The sequence below is a fragment of the Paenibacillus sp. DCT19 genome, assembly GCF_003268635.1.
Taxonomy (GTDB): domain Bacteria; phylum Bacillota; class Bacilli; order Paenibacillales; family Paenibacillaceae; genus Paenibacillus.
In genome coordinates, this window is record NZ_CP029639.1 from 315,001 (window position 1) to 332,679 (window position 17,679).

Here is a 17,679-nt window from a genome sequence, read left to right on the forward strand (position 1 = left end):
GCATAAGGGAGCTTGACTGCGAGACCTACAAGTCGAGCAGGGACGAAAGTCGGGCTTAGTGATCCGGTGGTACCGCATGGAAGGGCCATCGCTCAACGGATAAAAGCTACCCTGGGATAACAGGCTTATCTCCCCAAGAGTCCACATCGACGGGGAGGTTTGGCACCTCGATGTCGGCTCATCGCATCCTGGGGCTGAAGTAGGTCCCAAGGGTTGGGCTGTTCGCCCATTAAAGCGGTACGCGAGCTGGGTTCAGAACGTCGTGAGACAGTTCGGTCCCTATCTGTCGTGGGCGTAGGAAATTTGAGAGGAGCTGTCCTTAGTACGAGAGGACCGGGATGGACGTACCGCTGGTGTACCAGTTGTTCCGCCAGGAGCACCGCTGGGTAGCTATGTACGGACGGGATAAGCGCTGAAAGCATCTAAGCGTGAAGCCCCCTCAAGATGAGATTTCCCAGTATGTAAGACCCCTTGAAGACGACGAGGTAGATAGGCTGGGGGTGGAAGTGCAGTAATGCATGGAGCTGACCAGTACTAATCGGTCGAGGGCTTATCCAATTAGCACGTTTTAAATCGCAGACTTTCGTTTCGAATCTAGTTTTCAGAGAACAATACTCTGAGATGTAAGCTACGCGTTTGGTGGCGATGGCGGAGGGGTTCCACACGTACCCATCCCGAACACGACCGTTAAGCCCTCTAGCGCCGATGGTACTTGGACCGCAGGGTCCTGGGAGAGTAGGACGCCGCCAAGCGAAAACCCTTAGGGGTATTTTTTTTCGAATGTCTATACGGGCCCTTAGCTCAGTTGGTTAGAGCGCACCTCTGATAAGGGTGAGGCCGGTGGTTCGAGTCCACCAGGGCCCACCATAAATATAATAGTAGTACCGAAGAATGGGGCCATAGCTCAGCTGGGAGAGCGCCTGCCTTGCAAGCAGGAGGTCAGCGGTTCGATCCCGCTTGGCTCCACCATTCCCTGATAGCTCAGTTGGTAGAGCACTCGACTGTTAATCGAGTTGTCACAGGTTCGAGCCCTGTTCGGGGAGCCATTAAGGCCCGTTGGTCAAGGGGTTAAGACACCTCCCTTTCACGGAGGTAACAGGGGTTCGAATCCCCTACGGGTCATAGCAATACCTAATGTTTTAATGAGGGATGAGAATCCCAATATGGAGGCTTAGCTCAGCTGGGAGAGCATCTGCCTTACAAGCAGAGGGTCGGGGGTTCGATCCCCTCAGCCTCCACCATATACGCCGGTGTAGCTCAACTGGTAGAGCAACTGACTTGTAATCAGTAGGTTGGGGGTTCAAGTCCTCTCGCCGGCACCATTAATGCCTGGAACCGTGGTGTAGTTGGCCTAACATGCCTGCCTGTCACGCAGGAGATCGCGGGTTCGAATCCCGTCGGTTCCGCCATTAATTCTTAACCAAATAAGGCTCGGTAGCTCAGTCGGTAGAGCAGAGGACTGAAAATCCTCGTGTCGGCGGTTCGATTCCGTCCCGAGCCACCATGTAATCCTGGAGGATTAGCGAAGCGGCCAAACGCATCAGACTGTAAATCTGCTCCCGTACGGGTTCGGTGGTTCGAATCCATCATCCTCCACCAGTTTTTATGAGTCATTAGCTCAGTTGGTAGAGCACCTGACTTTTAATCAGGGTGTCGAAGGTTCGAGCCCTTCATGACTCACCATTATATGCGCGTGTGGCGGAATTGGCAGACGCACTAGACTTAGGATCTAGCGTCTTTGACGTGGGGGTTCAAGTCCCTCCACGCGCATCCTTTATTTGCGGAAGTGGCTCAGCGGTAGAGCATCGCCTTGCCAAGGCGAGGGTCGCGGGTTCGATTCCCGTCTTCCGCTTATATTTGCGCCCTTAGCTCAGCTGGATAGAGCGTTTGACTACGAATCAAAAGGCCGGGAGTTCGAATCTCTCAGGGCGCGCCATTATAACTTCATATGCCGGCGTGGCGGAATGGCAGACGCGCTCGACTCAAAATCGAGTGGGAAACCGTGGAGGTTCGAGTCCTCTCGCCGGTATACATAACGGGATGTAGCTCAGCTTGGTAGAGCACCTGGTTTGGGACCAGGGGGTCGCATGTTCAAATCGTGTCATCCCGATCTTATCGTATGCGGGTGTAGTTCAATGGTAGAACTTTAGCCTTCCAAGCTAATAGCGTGGGTTCGATTCCCATCACCCGCTTCAATAGAAAAGCAAAAAAGATATGGTATATGCCATATCTTTTTTGCTTTTTTTACACTCCAACGAACGTAATAACATTATCTATGCCAAAAGAAGCGATATTCAACGCACATCCATTACCTAATTATTTTAAACAATGAATATAAAACGCTTACAAAAATGTCTTGCCTAATTCAGCAAGCTGTATTACCATGTGAATTAAGCGCTTAACCTTTAGAGGTAAGGCGCTTAAACTTAACGTAGATTAAGCGCTTAACCTGTAAAGGGAAGGGAGATAATTAACGAATGGGAACAATTCGACTGACGATGGCTCAGGCATTACTTCGATATTTAGATCAACAATATATTTCGGTAGATGGTGTAGAGACCAAATTTATAAAAGGTGTCATCGGTATTTTTGGACACGGGAATGTGACTGGCATTGGAGAAGCATTAGAGCGTAGCCCGGGTACGTTGCGGTATATGCAAGGAAAAATGAACAAGGCATGGTGCATACAGCAACTGCTTATGCCAAACAGAAGAACCGCAAACAAATCTATGCCTGCACAACCTCGATTGGGCCTGGTGCGCTGAATATGATTACAGCGGCTGCCACCGCAACAGTTAATCGTATTCCTGTTCTACTGCTTCCCGGTGATAATTTTGCGACGCGAGAGCCTGATCCAGTGCTACAGCAACTGGAGGTAAGTAGTGACTATACAATTTCAGCAACTGATTCCTTCAAGGCTGTCAGCAAGTATTGGGATCGGATCGTTCGCCCAGAGCAATTAATGATTGCAGCTACACAGGCCATGCGGGTGTTAACTGACCCAGCAGAGACAGGCGCGGTAACATTGGCACTGCCGCAGGATGTTCAGGCAGAAGCATACGATTATCCAGAATCGTTCTTTGCTCGCAAAGTACACTACTTGGATCGCCGTCCTCCAGTTCTTGCAGCACTGGAACGGGCAACGAAACAGATTGCCCGTGGGAAGAAGCCACTGCTCGTTGCAGGTGGCGGTGTATTGTACTCTGAGGCATCCGCACAATTAGCGGAGTTCGCCGAGAAGTTTGGTATTCCTGTTGCCGAGACACAGGCTGGTAAAAGTGCTATGCCGTGGAACCACCCGCTCAATGTGGGTGCAATTGGGGTTACTGGCTCCTTAGCAGCTAATAGGCTTGCAAGGGAAGCGGACGTTGTAATCGGCGTAGGCACACGGTTCTCCGATTTTACGACGGCGTCTCGCTCTGCTTTTCAGCATCCGGAAGCTGCCTTTATCAATATTAATCTTAACAGCATGGATGCCGCTAAATTAGGTGGAGAAGCCATTTTAGCAGATGCACGGGAAGGTCTACAGGCTCTGCAGAAGGCATTGCAGGAGCAGCAATACCAAACCGAATATGGTGCAACTGAAGTTGCTGATTTGCGGGATGAATGGATTACAGAAGTAGATCGGCTGTACAGTCTAGAACATGCAGATGGTCTGGCACAGACTACTGCGGTTGGTGTTATTAATCAAACGATTGATCCATCTTCCGTTATCGTGTGTGCAGCAGGTAGTTTACCAGGAGATCTGCATCGTCTGTGGCGTGCGGCTGAACCGAAGACATATCACATGGAGTATGGATTCTCGTGTATGGGCTATGAGGTAAGCGGTGCATTCGGAGCTGCGCTTGCTGAGCCTGATCGTGAGGTATACGCCATGGTAGGCGATGGAAGTTATCTGATGCTGCATTCGGAGCTGGTGACCAGCTTACAGGAACAGAAGAAGTTCACCATTTTATTATTTAACAACAACGGATTCCAGTGCATCCATAACTTACAGCGTGAGCACGGAAGCGACGGGTTTGGTAACGAGTTCCGCTACAGGGATTCGGAGAGTGGAAGACTCTCTGGTGATTATATGCAGATGGATTTTGTTGCCCATGCCAAGAGTATGGGAGCCAAAGCTTACAAGGCAGAGACAGCAGAGCAGTTGGAGCAGGCGCTCAAGGATGCTCGAAACGAGAAAGTGACTACACTCATCGAGATCTCAGTCGTGCCCGGAACCAACGCGGGTGGGTACGAGTCATGGTGGAATGTGGGTGTACCGGAGGTCTCTGCAGAAGAAAAGGTAATTCATGCTCACCAGGCAATGCAAACCAATCGAACCAAGGCAAGACTCATTTAAATCAGGACTGTTCACAATACGAACTTAAAGGTTGAACGACAAAGGAGATGTGAAGCAATGAGTAAGTTGCCATTTCAGCTCGGGATTCATCCGATTAATTGGGTTGGCGAGGATGTGAAGGAACATGGCGATGCCACAACCTGTGAGCAGATTCTAGATGACATTCAGCGTCTCGGGTTAACAGGTACAGAGATGGGACGTAAATATCCAACCGATCCTGCCACGCTAAGGGAGGAATTGAACAAACGAAACATCCGTCTTGTATCCCAATGGAAATCCGTGTTGCTGTCAGACCCAGCATACCGTGTGTCCGAGCTAGACAGTTACCGTAAACATGCGGAATTTTTACAGTCGATGGGTAGTAAGGTGATTAGTACAGCAGAGGTCGGTGGTTCGCTGCATTTTGATCCACGGCGCACACCACATGAAAAAGAAGTATTAAGATTGAGCGAATCGGAATGGCATACATTTGCAGATGGCTTGAATGCAGCGGGAGCTATTGCTCAAGAGTATGGGCTCAAGCTCACATATCACCATCATGGAGGCACTGTGGTAGAGCAGCCAGATGAGATTGATAGGCTTATGGAGCTCACCGACCCTTCACTGGTGTACCTCCTGTATGATACGGGTCATGCTTATTACGGTGGTGCAGATCCACTTACGGTGCTCCGTAAACATTATGACCGGATAGCTTATATCCACTTGAAGGATATTCGTCCACATGTGCTTGATGAGGCTAGAGAGGCACAATCTGATTTTGTAGGTTGTATTCGTAGAGGCGTGTTTACTGTACCGGGTGACGGATGTATTGATTTTGCACCAATTCTTCAGGAATTGATCATAGGAGGATACGACGGTTGGGCGATGCTCGAAGGGGAACAAGACCCAGCCATTCATAATCCTTATGAGTATGCGAAACGCTCTTTGCAATACATGGAATCACTAATCGGGTAGTCCACGAACTGGTTTGGCAATAAATGAAGATACTAGCCGAGCGATATGGAGTCAGCAGAGGTATTTAGACTTTCACCAGAGTCAATAGCGCTAGCTCTACAGAGGCATTTAATGGATTCCAAGTGACCCGCCGAGCCATAAAAAAACCTTCTTCAGAGGATTTAACAATGAAGGGCAATGCATTCCCAATAGAAATAGATTAATGACCTAATTATTTTAATAAATATCTCCCTTAGAAAGGGGTTCAACGGTAATGACCTACGTATCCTTTCCGGTATCCAGAAAGCTAGACTTCACTGCGATTGGCCGATTATGCATCGATCTTAATGCCAACGAGATCAACCGCCCTATGGAAGAAACGATGACGTTTACGAAATATGTAGGCGGCTCTCCCGCCAATATTACGATTGGTATGTCAAGGCTTGGCATGAAGACAGCGTTTATTGGCAAGATTGCAGACGATCAGATGGGACGCTTCATCCAAAGTTATCTGGAGCAGAACACCATCGACACCTCCAATGTCGTATCGGATGATACGGGGGCAGTTACAGGACTTGCGTTTACAGAGATCAAAAGCCCGACCGATTGCAGTATTCTGATGTACCGGGATAACGTAGCTGATCTGAAGTTGCAGCCGCGCGAGGTGCAGGAGCAACTCATTGCAGATTCTAGCGTGCTCCTGATTTCTGGTACGGCTCTAGCTCAGAGTCCTTCGCGTGAAGCGGTGTTGCAGGCACTAACTTATGCGAAGAGACATGGGACTGTCATTGTGTTTGATCTAGATTACCGTCCGTATACGTGGTCTTCGGCAGAAGAAACAGCGGTCTATTACAATCTGGCAGCGGAGAAGTGTGACATCATTCTAGGGACTCGCGAAGAGTTCGATATGATGGAAACGTTCGATTATAACCCCGAGCATAACGATCAGGTGACAGCTCAGAAATGGTTCGACTTTGATGCCAAAATCGTAGTGATCAAGCACGGCAAGGAAGGTTCCATTGCGTATACAAGAGAAGGACTATCCCACCGTGCGGATAGTTATCCAGCTCGTGTTGTCAAAACATTTGGAGCCGGAGATTCTTACGCAGCCGGATTCCTATATGGTCTGATGCAAGGATGGACGATTGGACGCAGTATGGGGTATGGTGCTGCAGCAGCCAGCATCGTCATCTCCAGTCACAGTTGTTCGGATGCAATGCCTACGGTGGAGCAGGTGAATGAATATATCGAACGCTGCAACCGAGGCGAAATCACAGTGTGATCGTTGGATCGCATCATTACTCAGACATGCAGATACGTTTACCGAGGATCGTATACTAATTTACTAATTAACTACTATATCAGTTCAACTAAACCTTCTTTAGTTAAACCTATATCGTTTAACGGAATATTTTCGCTACTGCTATTTCAAGTACAGGTTATTTCATGGGGCACGTATATACGAAGGGGGACTAGACTATGGCAAAAGGAACATCGGAGACATCGACAAATGTGACAATGGTACAAAACTGGATCGGGGGTACTTGGGTGACCCCAACATCTACCCGTACAGAGCCTGTTGTGAATCCGGCTACGGAAGAAATCATCGCTTATGTGCCGCTCTCTGAGCGGGCGGATGTAGACCAGGCTGTTGAAACAGCACGTGAGGCATTCCGATCCTGGAGTGTTACCCCGGTGCCACGCCGTGCACGGATTTTGTTCCGTTATCAGCAGTTACTCGTAGAACATTGGGAAGAGCTCGCAAGGCTGGTGACGCTAGAAAATGGTAAGAGTTACGCAGAGGCCTACGGCGAAGTTCTGCGTGGTATCGAATGCGTGGAATTCGCAGCAGGTGCCCCGAATCTGATGATGGGCAAACAATTACCTGACATCGCCACAGGGCTGGAATCAGGCATGTATCGGTACCCAGTAGGCGTAATTGGGGAATTACCCCGTTCAACTTCCCGATGATGGTACCGTGCTGGATGTTCCCACTGGCCATTGCCTGCGGAAACACATTTGTCCTGAAGCCATCAGAGCGTACACCTCTGCTGGCAGGACGCTTGGCAGAGCTATTCAAGGAAGCGGGACTGCCGGATGGTGTGCTTAATATCGTTCACGGTGCACATGATGTCGTGAACGGATTGCTTGAACATAAGCAGATTCAAGCGATCTCTTTTGTCGGATCACAGCCTGTGGCTGAATATATCTATAAAACGGCTTCCGCTCATGGCAAACGGGTGCAGGCGCTAGCTGGTGCTAAAAACCACTCTATCGTTATGCCAGATGCTGACCTTGACCTCACAGTGAAAGAGATTACTAGCGCGGCGTTTGGCTCCGCAGGAGAGCGCTGTATGGCATGTTCAGTGGTGGTGGCTGTAGGCGATGTTGCAGACGCACTTGTACAGAAGCTGGTGGAAGCTGCAGATCGGATTACCATTGGTAATGGCCTGGATGAGGGAGTGTTCCTAGGCCCAGTCATTCGCGCTGGACACAAGGAACGTACACTGGGGTATATTGAGGCTGGAGAGCAAGAAGGAGCGGCATTGATTCGAGACGGACGTAAGGATAAGGCAAGCGGGGAAGCAGGCTACTTTGTAGGGCCAACCGTATTCGATCAAGTAGATAGTACGATGAAAATCTGGAAGGATGAAATTTTCGCTCCGGTTCTCGCTGTGGCAAGAGTGGAGACGCTTGAGGAAGCGGTGGAGCTGGCAAACCGTTCTGATTTTGCTAATGGCGCGTGCTTGTTCACACGTAGCGGAGCTCACATGCGGCAATTCCGTGAAACAATTGATGCGGGTATGCTCGGCATTAACCTAGGCGTGCCAGCGCCGATGGCGTTCTTCCCATTTTCCGGCTGGAAGAAATCATTCTATGGGGATCTTCATGCCAACGGGTCAGACGGTGTAGAGTTTTACACGCGCAAAAAGATGGTCACGGCTCGTTGGTAAACAACGGGTGATCGTCTGATCACAATACAGCCTAAGTAAGTCTTGGAAGACTTGATATGCATACAGGGAGGTAGCGGGATGGGCAAGGACAAGGTAAGAGTGGGTATTATTGGCGCAGGACGAATTGGTAAAATTCATGCCGACAATTTGTTGCGCAATCCTCATGTGGAGATCGTAGGCATAAGTGATCTATTTGCGGGACCAGAGCTTGAAGCTTGGGCAGGGATGCGCGGTATCTCTGTGGTAACAACGGACAGTACAGAGCTTATTGAACACCCTGACGTAGATGCTGTGTTGATCTGTTCCTCAACAGATACTCATGTGCCACTTATTGAATTAGCAGCGCAAGCAGGTAAGCATATTTTCTGTGAAAAACCTGTGAGTATGGATCTTCATCAGACAGAGGCAGCCGTAGCGGCTGTACAGCAGGCAGGAGTGAAGCTACAGATCGGATTCAATCGACGCTTTGATCATAATTTCAGACAGGTGCGCGCACATGTACAGGATGGCTCCATCGGAGAGCCACATATTATCAAGATTACCTCTCGTGACCCTAGCCCGCCTCCTGCGGAATATATCCGGGTATCAGGTGGGATTTTCATGGATATGATGATTCATGATTTTGATATGGCTCGTTATCTCTCAGGCAGTGAAGTAGAGGAAGTGTATGCACAAGGCAATGTGCTGGTGGATCCTGTATTTGCTGAATATGGAGATGTGGATACCGCGATTGTTACGATGAATTTTGCCAATGGAGCCATTGGTGTTATAGATAACAGCCGCCGAGCGGTTTACGGATACGATCAGCGTGTGGAAGTGTTTGGATCGAAGGGTAGCACTGCGGCTGCCAATGATCATCCGAATACGGTAGAGCTTAGCACAGCTACGGGATTGCTACGGGACAAACCACTTCACTTTTTCCTTGAACGTTACAACGAAGCGTATGTACAAGAAACCGCACTGTTTATAGAGGCTATCCTGAAGGATATACCTGTGATCGTGGATGGTCATGATGCGGTTCAAGCAGAACGGATTGCATATGCGGCTCGGATGTCACTCCAACAGGGAAGACCCGTCAAACTTCTTGAGGTACCGAGTGTATTGGTGGATTCGCAGACGGCTGTTCAATCTTAATTAACAAGTTAACCGCTATCACACTTTTGTTCTAAAATTGCAATTCGAGAGGAGTCGGTAACCGCATGTCAGAACGCATAGTGAAACCCGAATTCAATCCAGCAGAGGATGGAACACTGTTAACCGTTACGCCAGAGTCGGCCGGCTGGGAATACGTAGGATTTCAGGTGGTACAACTGGAGGAGAATCAGACGTGGGGGCGTGAGAGCGAGGATCAGGAGCTCTGTATCGTTCTTCTTAGCGGACTTGCGAATGTGCGTACACAGAAGAACACGTGGGAGAATATTGGGCGCAGAATGAGCGTTTTTGAGAAAATCCCTCCATACTCCGTGTATGTTCCAAGCTCGGATCAAGTACAGATTACTGCACTTACCAAGCTTGAAATTGCTATATGTGCAGCGCCTGGTGAAGGAAGTTATCCAGCACGTCTGATTGCACCTGAGGATGTAGGCGTCGAGACACGGGGATATGGTAATCTGGAACGGCAGATCCATAACATATTGCCAGAGCAGAAGGAAGCCGACAGTTTGCTTGTCGTGGAAGTCTTTACACCGGATGGACACTGGTCGAGTTATCCGCCTCACAAACATGATCGAGATGCGCTGCCAGATGAGTCATTGCTAGAGGAAACATATTATTTCCGTGTAGAGCCTCAGCAAGGCTTCGCTATTCAACGAATCTATACCGATGATCGTTCTGTGGATGAGACGCTGGCAGTCAACAATGGTGAAGTGGTGCTTGTCCCATGCGGATATCATCCGGTAGGTGCTCCTCCAGGGTATGAGGTGTATTATCTGAACGTGATGGCTGGACCAACGCGGACATGGAAATTCCATAACGATCCTGACCATGATTGGCTGATGAACAAAAGATAGACTCCATCAGAGTCCTTAACATGTATGAACCTGTTTTATGCACGGGAAGAACCTACAGTTGGTTGCTTATGCGGACATCCCCCTGCATAATAAGAAGAAACGATTACCTATGTATAATGAACTTTATATGTAGAACAAATGGGGAAATAAAATTGAAAGCAACCATTTACGATATAGCACGTGAAGCAGGCGTATCAATAGCAACGGTCTCTCAGGTCATTAACGGCAAAGGGAAAATCAGTGAAAAGCGTCGCGCCGAGATTATGGAGATTATGGAACGTCTGCACTATCAACCAAGTGCCATTGCCGCCGCACTTACAGGCAAACAGACATATACGCTGGGACTGCTCGTTCCCGATATTTCGAATCCATATTTCGCCGAGCTGGCTCGGGCGGTGGAGGATCGAAGTCGCAAGCTGGGATATAGCGTCGTGATCTGCAGTACAGATAACAAGGACGAGCGGGTAGAGCGTTACCTGAATCTGTTACAGCAAAAAAGAGTCGATGGCATGATGATCGGAACAGGGATCGACAATGCAGATATATTGGCACCACTGCTGCAACAGTCGATTCCTGTTGCGTTGATTGCCCGACAGATGCCAACGCTATCTGTGCACACCGTCACTATTGATGACCGATTAGGCGGTGCATTGGCTGCCCAGCACTTGCTTGAACTGGGGCACACCAATCTCGCTGTATTATCTGAACCGTTCAAGGTGAGCAGTAGTCAAGAGCGCATCCGAGGTTTCCGCGAGCAGCTGCAGCAGGCAGGACACACGCTTGCATCGGAACGGATCAGAGCTTCTTCTGCTGACTTGAACGCGGCCAAACAGGAAGTGCTTCAACTCCTTAGCGATATCGAGCGCCCAACAGGTCTATTCTGTTGTAATGACATACAGGCGATAGGTGCGCTACAGGCAGCGAAGGAACTAGGCCTACGTGTACCTGAAGATGTGTCGATTATTGGTTTCGATAATACCATTCTGGCGTCAGTGACGAGCCCGCCGCTCACAACAATTGCTCAGCCTATTGAAGAACTAGGTCGTCATGCGGTGGATATTCTTATTGAAGAGTTGAAGGATCACAAGAAGCAGCCACAGCAGAAGGTGTTGAAGCCTGAGTTGGTGGTACGAGAGTCAACAGGACGTAAGGTTGAACGCTAACAAGAGCATGCTCGCATGGCGTTATACCGTCACTCTCGCTCTCGCTCACACTAAGCACAACACTGGAGTATACAATAAATAAGCCGCGTGATTCCCTGAGGAGAGACGCGGCTTATTTATTGTGTTGATCATTCCGTGAGCGAAGCAGATTCAGAAGTTGCGTAGTGAAGGACGAACAAGTTCGTTTATCCATTACTGAAGTGCTTCGAAGGAATACATCTTGTCCTAATTTGAACGTTTCCGTTTAGATTTTGAACTTCTTCACTTCTTGGAATAATGTGTTGGCATGCTGTGACAGTTCATTAGCACGTTTCGATATACTCGTCGTGTAATTAACCTGTTCTTGCGTTGAGGAGGCAACTTCCTCGGTGGAAGCTGCACTTTCCTCTGACATGGCTGCTACGCTGGAGATCACCTCAGCAATCTTGCCTGCGTTTCCATCCAGTTCAGTCGTGGCAGAAGATACAAGCCCTAGCTGGCTGTTGATACCGTCAATGGATTGCTTAATCCTTGTGAATGATTCGCGCATCTCATGCACAGCAGCGACTTGTTGATCAATGCCACCTTCAGCCGAAACCACCTCATGCACACTTTGGCGACTGGCCGCCTGAATCTCATCCAGCAATACGATGATATCCTGGGCAGAACTTGAAGATTGTTCGGCTAGCTTCCGGACTTCTTCGGCTACGACGGCGAAACCACGTCCATGTTCACCCGCTCTAGCTGCTTCAATTGAAGCGTTCAAGGCAAGCAGATTAGTCTGTGAGGCAATGCCACGAATCATATCGACGATGCCTTCGATTTTCTGTGACTTGTCTGCCAGCAGTGTGATGGACTCTCCAACACGGTCGATAGATTTGCGATTATCGCCTGCAAGCTCGACTTGGTGGTCAACTGCCTGAATCCCGACTTGCATAGCTTCACTTGCTTCACGCATCATGTCGACGGATTGTTCTACACTGCGGTGAATACCGCTAACGTTATCACTCATCTCTGACAGACGACTTGAGCCATCGTAGACAGATTCGGCTTGTTTGCTGGAGCCTTGAGCCAGTTCATCTGTGGCAATGGAGATCTGCTCTGCTATGCGCTTTGTATTGTTCGTATGTTCTTCCATCTCACCAGAGATACGCTGTACCTGATCCGCGGAAGAGGTCACCTGTTGAAGCAGCGCACTCAGTTGATCGGACATCTGATTGAATGCCGTGCCCAGCTCGGCAAATTCATCTCTGCCTTTAATGTTCACTCGGCTGGTAAAATCACCACTCGACATCTGCTGGGATGTGCCATGCAGATTTCTCAGAGGCTTAATGAAGAGTGAGGCGATCCAATACGATGCAGCCATCACAACGAGCAGTGTAACTCCAATAATCAGAATATAATTGTTACGTAAGGTGTAATACTCGGCATAAGCGAGCTTTTCGGAAATTACTGCACCAATCACCCAGCCTGTACTCGGAATCTGTTGATAGAACAAAGAATAGTTCTCATCGTTGTAACGGAAAAGCTTCTGCCCTGACGGGTTGGCTTGCATATCAGCCAGTAAAGGCTGGAGTTCTGGATCATCCGCAGCAGATGTATTCACGAGCTTGTCATCAGGGTGAGCCAGGAGCTGTCCTTTTTTATCAATTAAAAAGGTGTATCCTAGCCCATCCAGGTTGATTTTACTCACCGTGTCAGTAAGGGTAGAGAGAAGAAGGTCGGCTGCTGCAATTCCTTGCAGTTGACCTTCCTTATTCTGTACCGGCATGGCGATAGACACGGCATATTGATTGGTCACCATATCTAGATAAGGATCGGAGAATGTTAATTGGTTAGCCTGCTTGGCTTCCATGTACCATGGTCGTTTTCGGGGATCGTAATCAGCGTCAGGCACCCATCCGGAGCCATTAAGAAAATCACCGTTTTGTTCTGCACCAAAATAGAGATCCGAAAGGCTTTCTTTATTGCTACCAAGCTTCATAATATTAAAATAATCTGCATTGAGCTGCCCCTCAGGTATACCCTCCTGAATGATGAACGCCAGCGTTTCAACCACCTTAGCGTTACTGCTAATCCATCCATTTAACTCGTTGGCTGATGAGGTCATTAGTCCCTTTAATTTGGTGTCCACATGTAACGTGGCTTGTTTCTCGGTTTGAATCAAGCCCAGAGCTGCAAGTGGAACTGCCGTGATTAGTACGGCGACGAGAAACATCATCATTAATTTTGGTTTGAGCTTCATTCCCATTCCCCCCAAGCATCCAATTCTATTTCTTCTGTTTGAATGAAACTTTAAGACTTACAACTTAGATAATATATCGTCAAAATGAAGCAGATATTTAGTATGGAGGAATATTAAATTTTAAATTTTTTAACTTCGTTAAATAACGTGTTGGCGTGATTCGTTAATTCTCTAGAGCGTTCTGAAATGGTTGTAATGTAATTGAACTGCTCTTGAGTGGAAGAAGCGACTTCTTCTGTGGAAGCAGCACTCTGTTCGGACATCGCGGCAACACTAGAGATCACCTCGGCAATTTTCCCTGCATTACTGTCGAGTTCAGAGGTCGCTGTAGAAACCTGTCTCACCTGATGGTCAATGCCATCGACCGATTGTTTAATTCGTGCAAATACATCCCGCATGTCATGAACGGAAGCAACTTGTTGTTGGGTGACTTGCTCGGCAGAAGTTACTTCATCGACGCTTTGACTGCTTGCAGCCTGAATTTCGCTTAGCAGCACAATAATGGAATCCACAGACTGGGAAGATTGCTCAGCTAGTTTGCGTACCTCACCCGCAACTACAGCAAACCCACGTCCTTGTTCTCCCGCTCGAGCAGCTTCAATGGAGGCATTCAGGGCGAGCAAGTTCGTCTGAGCCGAAATATCACGGATCATGCTGGCGATATCTTCAATTTTGCGAGATTTATCCGCCAATAAGTGAATGGATTCTCCGACCTGTTGAATAGATTTACGGTTATCTTCTGCGAGATGCACTTGATGGTCTACGGCTTGTAATCCTGCGTGCATGGCGTCTGTTGCCTCCTGCATCATAGCTACCGATTGCTCGATACTGCCATTAATGCCGTTGACGGTGTGGCTCATTTCGGTTAGTCGGTTAGAGCCTTCATAGACAGACTCTGCCTGGCTGCTTGACCCTTGAGCGAGCTCGTCTGTAGCGATGGAGATCTGTTCGGCGATGCGCTGGGTATTCCCGGTATGATTCTCCATATCATGTGAAATGTCCTGAACCCGATCTGCAGACTGCTGTACCTGTTGTAACAACTGACTGAGCTGATCAGACATTGAATTGAAAGCCACTCCAAGCTCGGCAAATTCATCTTTTCCTTTGGAAGGAACACGTCCTGTGAAATCACCTTCAGACATTTGAGCTGACATGAGCTGGAGTCGTTTCAAAGGCTTGATTAAACGAGCGGCAACACCATATGCTGCTGCCAAAACAACGACGAGCGTAACCGTGATAATGAGAATGTATTGGTCGCGTAATTGATAATATTCAGCATAAGCGAGTTTTTCAGAAATGACTGAACCGACAATCCAGCCGGTACTTGGAATCTGTTTGAAGTATAAAAGTAGGTTATCCCCGTTATATTGGAAGGACTCCTGTCCTGATGGATTAGCTAACATCTCTGGCAGTAGAGGCCCCAATTCAGCATTGTCGGCGGCAGAGGTGCTTGCAAGCTCAGCTTTGGGATGAGCTAGGATGACGCCATTTTTATCAAGCATGAAGGTGTACCCTAACCCACCCAGATCAATCTGATTAACCGTATCGGTTAATTTGGAGAGCAAAATATCAGAAGCTACAACTCCCTGTAGCGCACCATTCTCTGTTTTTACAGGCATGGCGATGGACACCGTGAATTGTTTAGATTTGTTATCGATGTATGGATCGGTAAAGATCAGTTTGTCAGCTGCTACAGCTTCTTTGTACCAGGAACGTTCTCTGGGATCATAATCTGCTGCTTGGACGAAATCGGAACCATTTATAAACTGACCATCCTCGTTACCGTAATATAAATCCTCTATATTGTTCTGGTTGGTGCCTTGGTACATGATGGACAGATAGTCTTCATTCACATCAGAAGCTGGTACAGCTTCCTGGAACACAAGCCCCACCGTTTCTACTAATTTCTCATTGCCATGTAACCAACCGTCCAACTGAAATGTTGCAGCAGATACCAATCCGTCTAGTTTGTTGTTCACACTTTGCGTGGCTTGTTTTCCTGACTGATACAGACCTAGTGGTGCGAGTGCACCTGCTGTAACAAGGACGGTGATCAGGAAGGCCAACATCAATTTAAGTTTTAATTTCATACGTTACTTCTCCCCCTAGATGTCATAAATGTGTTAGCATGGTTAAAAGCTTATGAAGTATATCGTCATATAAATTTAAAATTTTAGAGATAATATTTCTGAATACGATTTCAATTGAAATTAATGAATAACTTTCATGTAGAATCAACGTTATTTACATAGATAGGGAAGAAGTAGGGACTTGTTCTAGGAGTTTAAAAGTCTAAGAGGTTAGGTGAAAAAGGGGAGTGAGTATCATTAAAAAATGGGGATACATCTTATCTGCTTGTTTTGTTGCGCTCTTGATTCTGCTTAATCCCTCGCGAGAACAAGAATTAGAAGACCACACACCTCCTACTGCTGAGGTTGAGATTGTAATGGATTCTCTTAGTGATGCAGCCTTCCATTGGCAAACGACTAGCTTGTCCCCGGAACAATTCCGATCTAGATATCTGGAGCTTACTGGCGAGGATTTTTCTCAGCTTAAGGGGCAACCTGGATCTTACTCTTCTAATATTTATCATGCAGAATATACTGCACTTGTTGATCTAGGAGCTGGTGTCGATGTGCAAACCGGGTTCCTTACAGAGATTGAAGAAGTTCGGGATGGAACTGAGATACATAGGGAGTTTCGGCAGGTATATGAAAATACAAGTTATTTGACCCCGGAGGATGCCGATTCAACTAAACTTGTGAAGAATTATGTGATCGTGACTAAGCATGATAAATCCCGCGTACAGGTCAATTTTAGTGCTTCCGCCGATTGGTTGAGCAGTGAAGGTCAGCATGATTATGAATTAGGCGCGTTATCAGATGAGGAGCTTCGGCAACAGCTTTGGTTTCCAATGGAATCAGTGGACGGATCTGAAAAGGTATTTCGTAGATATTTCAGTGGATCAGGTTGGGTAAGGCTCTAGGTACTCACGTCATAGTGCAGTAACATTATAGAACCAAGTTGAATGGTTATGAGAGGAGTGCATCGTTGTCATATGAAAAATAGAACGAAGTATATCATAGCTATGGTTACGGTCATTGTAGTTGCCGCTGTTGCAATCCCGTTATATGTGAAGAGTCAGCATACTACGTTTCGCTCAGAGGTAACCGATCATATGAGCATGCTTGACAAGATTAGGCTAATAGAAATAAGTAAGGTTGAACACCAGCTCTATGATTCAGAAGATGTTAAACTTGAAGATCCGAAGCAGATCCAGAATATTCTAAAATTATTCAAAGATGTTGAGCTACAAAGCGTAAAACAAGTAGGTGCTGATCGGGATTTACCTTACTATTACCAAGTACGGATCTTGATCATCAAAGAGGATCGTTTTTCTGAGCAAATCGGGGTTTCACTCTACAGCGATAATACAATGGCCATTTACAATAGTGCTGCAACGAGAGATGCCCATAAGGCTTACAAAATCACAAATGAATTCAACTTTAATGAACTTGAACGTATTTTTAATAAGTTAAAGGAGGAGGCTGCATGACTGATATTGTCGTTCGACCCATTGATGAGCGAGATGTTCCATTTTTGTGGGAAATGTTATATGCATCCTTGTATACCAGAGAGGGAGACGAGCCATTTGAACGGGATGTTATCCATAGCCCTGGTTTATCTAAATACGTAGATGGATGGGGAAGAGAAGGCGACTTTGGATTTGTGGCTGTGGCTAAGCAAGAGGGGCAGGACAGAAGGTTAGGCTCAATCACACTAAGGTTCTTCGATGAACAAAATGCAGGATTCGGCTACGTCAATGCGGAGACACCAGAGATGGGAATGGCGATCATTGAAGAAGCACGTGGAAAAGGCGTGGGTACACGGTTAATTCAAGCTGCATTGGAAGAAGCGAAGCAAAGGGATATTGCTGCCGTGTCACTTAGTGTTGATCCGGATAACGAAGCGATTCGATTGTATCGTCGATTTGGATTTATTGAAGTAGGCATGTGTGATACATCGGTCACGATGGTATGCGCTATACAGTAAG

Annotated in this window: 10 protein-coding genes, 16 tRNA genes, 2 rRNA genes and 2 pseudogenes (1 of these 30 only partly in view); 28 read left to right on the plus strand and 2 right to left on the minus strand. The window is 47.5% G+C overall.

Annotated features, from left to right (window positions below; translation table 11 throughout):
• The 25 genes and pseudogenes from DMB88_RS01340 to DMB88_RS01460 form a co-directional block, all read left to right on the plus strand.
• A 23S ribosomal RNA gene (locus DMB88_RS01340) occupies positions 1 to 558 on the plus strand (it extends 2,364 nt beyond the left edge of the window).
• Between the two features lie 77 nt (positions 559 to 635).
• Positions 636 to 752 (plus strand): 5S ribosomal RNA (gene rrf / locus DMB88_RS01345).
• Between the two features lie 38 nt (positions 753 to 790).
• Positions 791 to 867 (plus strand) — tRNA-Ile (locus DMB88_RS01350).
• Between the two features lie 26 nt (positions 868 to 893).
• Positions 894 to 969, plus strand: a tRNA-Ala gene (locus tag DMB88_RS01355).
• A 1-nt stretch (position 970) separates the two neighbouring features.
• Positions 971 to 1,046: transfer RNA gene (locus DMB88_RS01360), tRNA-Asn, on the plus strand.
• Positions 1,047 to 1,050: 4 nt separating this feature from the next.
• Positions 1,051 to 1,122: transfer RNA gene (locus DMB88_RS01365), tRNA-Glu, on the plus strand.
• Positions 1,123 to 1,165: 43 nt separating this feature from the next.
• Positions 1,166 to 1,241: transfer RNA gene (locus tag DMB88_RS01370), tRNA-Val, on the plus strand.
• Positions 1,242 to 1,246: 5 nt separating this feature from the next.
• Positions 1,247 to 1,322: transfer RNA gene (locus DMB88_RS01375), tRNA-Thr, on the plus strand.
• 9 nt (positions 1,323 to 1,331) lie between these two features.
• Positions 1,332 to 1,409 (plus strand) — tRNA-Asp (locus DMB88_RS01380).
• 19 nt (positions 1,410 to 1,428) lie between these two features.
• Positions 1,429 to 1,504, plus strand: a tRNA-Phe gene (locus DMB88_RS01385).
• A 9-nt stretch (positions 1,505 to 1,513) separates the two neighbouring features.
• Positions 1,514 to 1,599, plus strand: a tRNA-Tyr gene (locus DMB88_RS01390).
• Positions 1,600 to 1,607: 8 nt separating this feature from the next.
• Positions 1,608 to 1,683: transfer RNA gene (locus DMB88_RS01395), tRNA-Lys, on the plus strand.
• A gap of 6 nt (positions 1,684 to 1,689) precedes the next feature.
• Positions 1,690 to 1,770 (plus strand) — tRNA-Leu (locus DMB88_RS01400).
• Positions 1,771 to 1,780: 10 nt separating this feature from the next.
• Positions 1,781 to 1,852 (plus strand) — tRNA-Gly (locus DMB88_RS01405).
• 7 nt (positions 1,853 to 1,859) lie between these two features.
• Positions 1,860 to 1,936 (plus strand) — tRNA-Arg (locus DMB88_RS01410).
• Between the two features lie 14 nt (positions 1,937 to 1,950).
• A tRNA-Leu gene (locus DMB88_RS01415) sits at positions 1,951 to 2,029 on the plus strand.
• Positions 2,030 to 2,036: 7 nt separating this feature from the next.
• A tRNA-Pro gene (locus DMB88_RS01420) sits at positions 2,037 to 2,110 on the plus strand.
• An 11-nt stretch (positions 2,111 to 2,121) separates the two neighbouring features.
• A tRNA-Gly gene (locus DMB88_RS01425) sits at positions 2,122 to 2,192 on the plus strand.
• Positions 2,193 to 2,477: 285 nt separating this feature from the next.
• Positions 2,478 to 4,342 (plus strand): annotated as a pseudogene (gene iolD / locus DMB88_RS01430) (3D-(3,5/4)-trihydroxycyclohexane-1,2-dione acylhydrolase (decyclizing)).
• 57 nt (positions 4,343 to 4,399) lie between these two features.
• On the plus strand, positions 4,400 to 5,296 hold the full coding sequence (gene iolE / locus DMB88_RS01435; RefSeq protein WP_128099918.1) for a myo-inosose-2 dehydratase: 897 nt from the start codon (positions 4,400 to 4,402) through the stop codon (positions 5,294 to 5,296).
• A gap of 253 nt (positions 5,297 to 5,549) precedes the next feature.
• Positions 5,550 to 6,557, plus strand: coding sequence for a 5-dehydro-2-deoxygluconokinase (gene iolC / locus DMB88_RS01440; protein WP_128099919.1), 1,008 nt, complete (start codon positions 5,550 to 5,552; stop codon positions 6,555 to 6,557).
• 197 nt (positions 6,558 to 6,754) lie between these two features.
• Positions 6,755 to 8,229: pseudogene (locus tag DMB88_RS01445) on the plus strand (CoA-acylating methylmalonate-semialdehyde dehydrogenase).
• 78 nt (positions 8,230 to 8,307) lie between these two features.
• Positions 8,308 to 9,363, plus strand: a complete 1,056-nt coding sequence (gene iolG, locus DMB88_RS01450) for an inositol 2-dehydrogenase (protein WP_128099920.1) — start codon at positions 8,308 to 8,310, stop codon at positions 9,361 to 9,363.
• A 65-nt stretch (positions 9,364 to 9,428) separates the two neighbouring features.
• Entirely contained in the window at positions 9,429 to 10,238 is an 810-nt protein-coding gene (iolB, locus tag DMB88_RS01455) for a 5-deoxy-glucuronate isomerase (protein ID WP_128099921.1), read from the plus strand.
• Between the two features lie 152 nt (positions 10,239 to 10,390).
• Complete coding sequence (locus DMB88_RS01460) at positions 10,391 to 11,401, plus strand: LacI family DNA-binding transcriptional regulator (protein WP_128099922.1); 1,011 nt, start codon at positions 10,391 to 10,393, stop codon at positions 11,399 to 11,401.
• Between the two features lie 244 nt (positions 11,402 to 11,645).
• Here the strand turns inward: DMB88_RS01460 and DMB88_RS01465 are convergent, their stop codons facing one another.
• Both DMB88_RS01465 and DMB88_RS01470 read right to left on the minus strand, forming a co-directional pair.
• On the minus strand, positions 11,646 to 13,625 hold the full coding sequence (locus tag DMB88_RS01465) for a methyl-accepting chemotaxis protein (protein ID WP_164848577.1): 1,980 nt from the start codon (positions 13,623 to 13,625) through the stop codon (positions 11,646 to 11,648).
• 113 nt (positions 13,626 to 13,738) lie between these two features.
• On the minus strand, positions 13,739 to 15,715 hold the full coding sequence (locus DMB88_RS01470) for a methyl-accepting chemotaxis protein (RefSeq protein ID WP_128099924.1): 1,977 nt from the start codon (positions 15,713 to 15,715) through the stop codon (positions 13,739 to 13,741).
• Positions 15,716 to 15,942: 227 nt separating this feature from the next.
• Here DMB88_RS01470 and DMB88_RS01475 point away from each other — a divergent pair, with 227 nt between their 5' ends.
• The 3 genes from DMB88_RS01475 to DMB88_RS01485 all read left to right on the plus strand — a co-directional run bounded on the left by DMB88_RS01475 (position 15,943) and on the right by DMB88_RS01485 (position 17,678).
• The gene (locus DMB88_RS01475; RefSeq protein WP_128099925.1) at positions 15,943 to 16,611 is read left to right on the plus strand and encodes a hypothetical protein; all 669 of its coding nucleotides are present in this window, start codon (positions 15,943 to 15,945) and stop codon (positions 16,609 to 16,611) included.
• 72 nt (positions 16,612 to 16,683) lie between these two features.
• A complete protein-coding gene (locus tag DMB88_RS01480) occupies positions 16,684 to 17,181 on the plus strand; it encodes a hypothetical protein (protein ID WP_128099926.1) in 498 nt (165 codons plus the stop codon).
• Complete coding sequence (locus DMB88_RS01485) at positions 17,178 to 17,678, plus strand: GNAT family N-acetyltransferase (protein ID WP_128099927.1); 501 nt, start codon at positions 17,178 to 17,180, stop codon at positions 17,676 to 17,678. Before DMB88_RS01480 ends, DMB88_RS01485 begins: the two co-directional genes overlap by 4 nt.
• Position 17,679 lies beyond the last annotated feature (1 nt).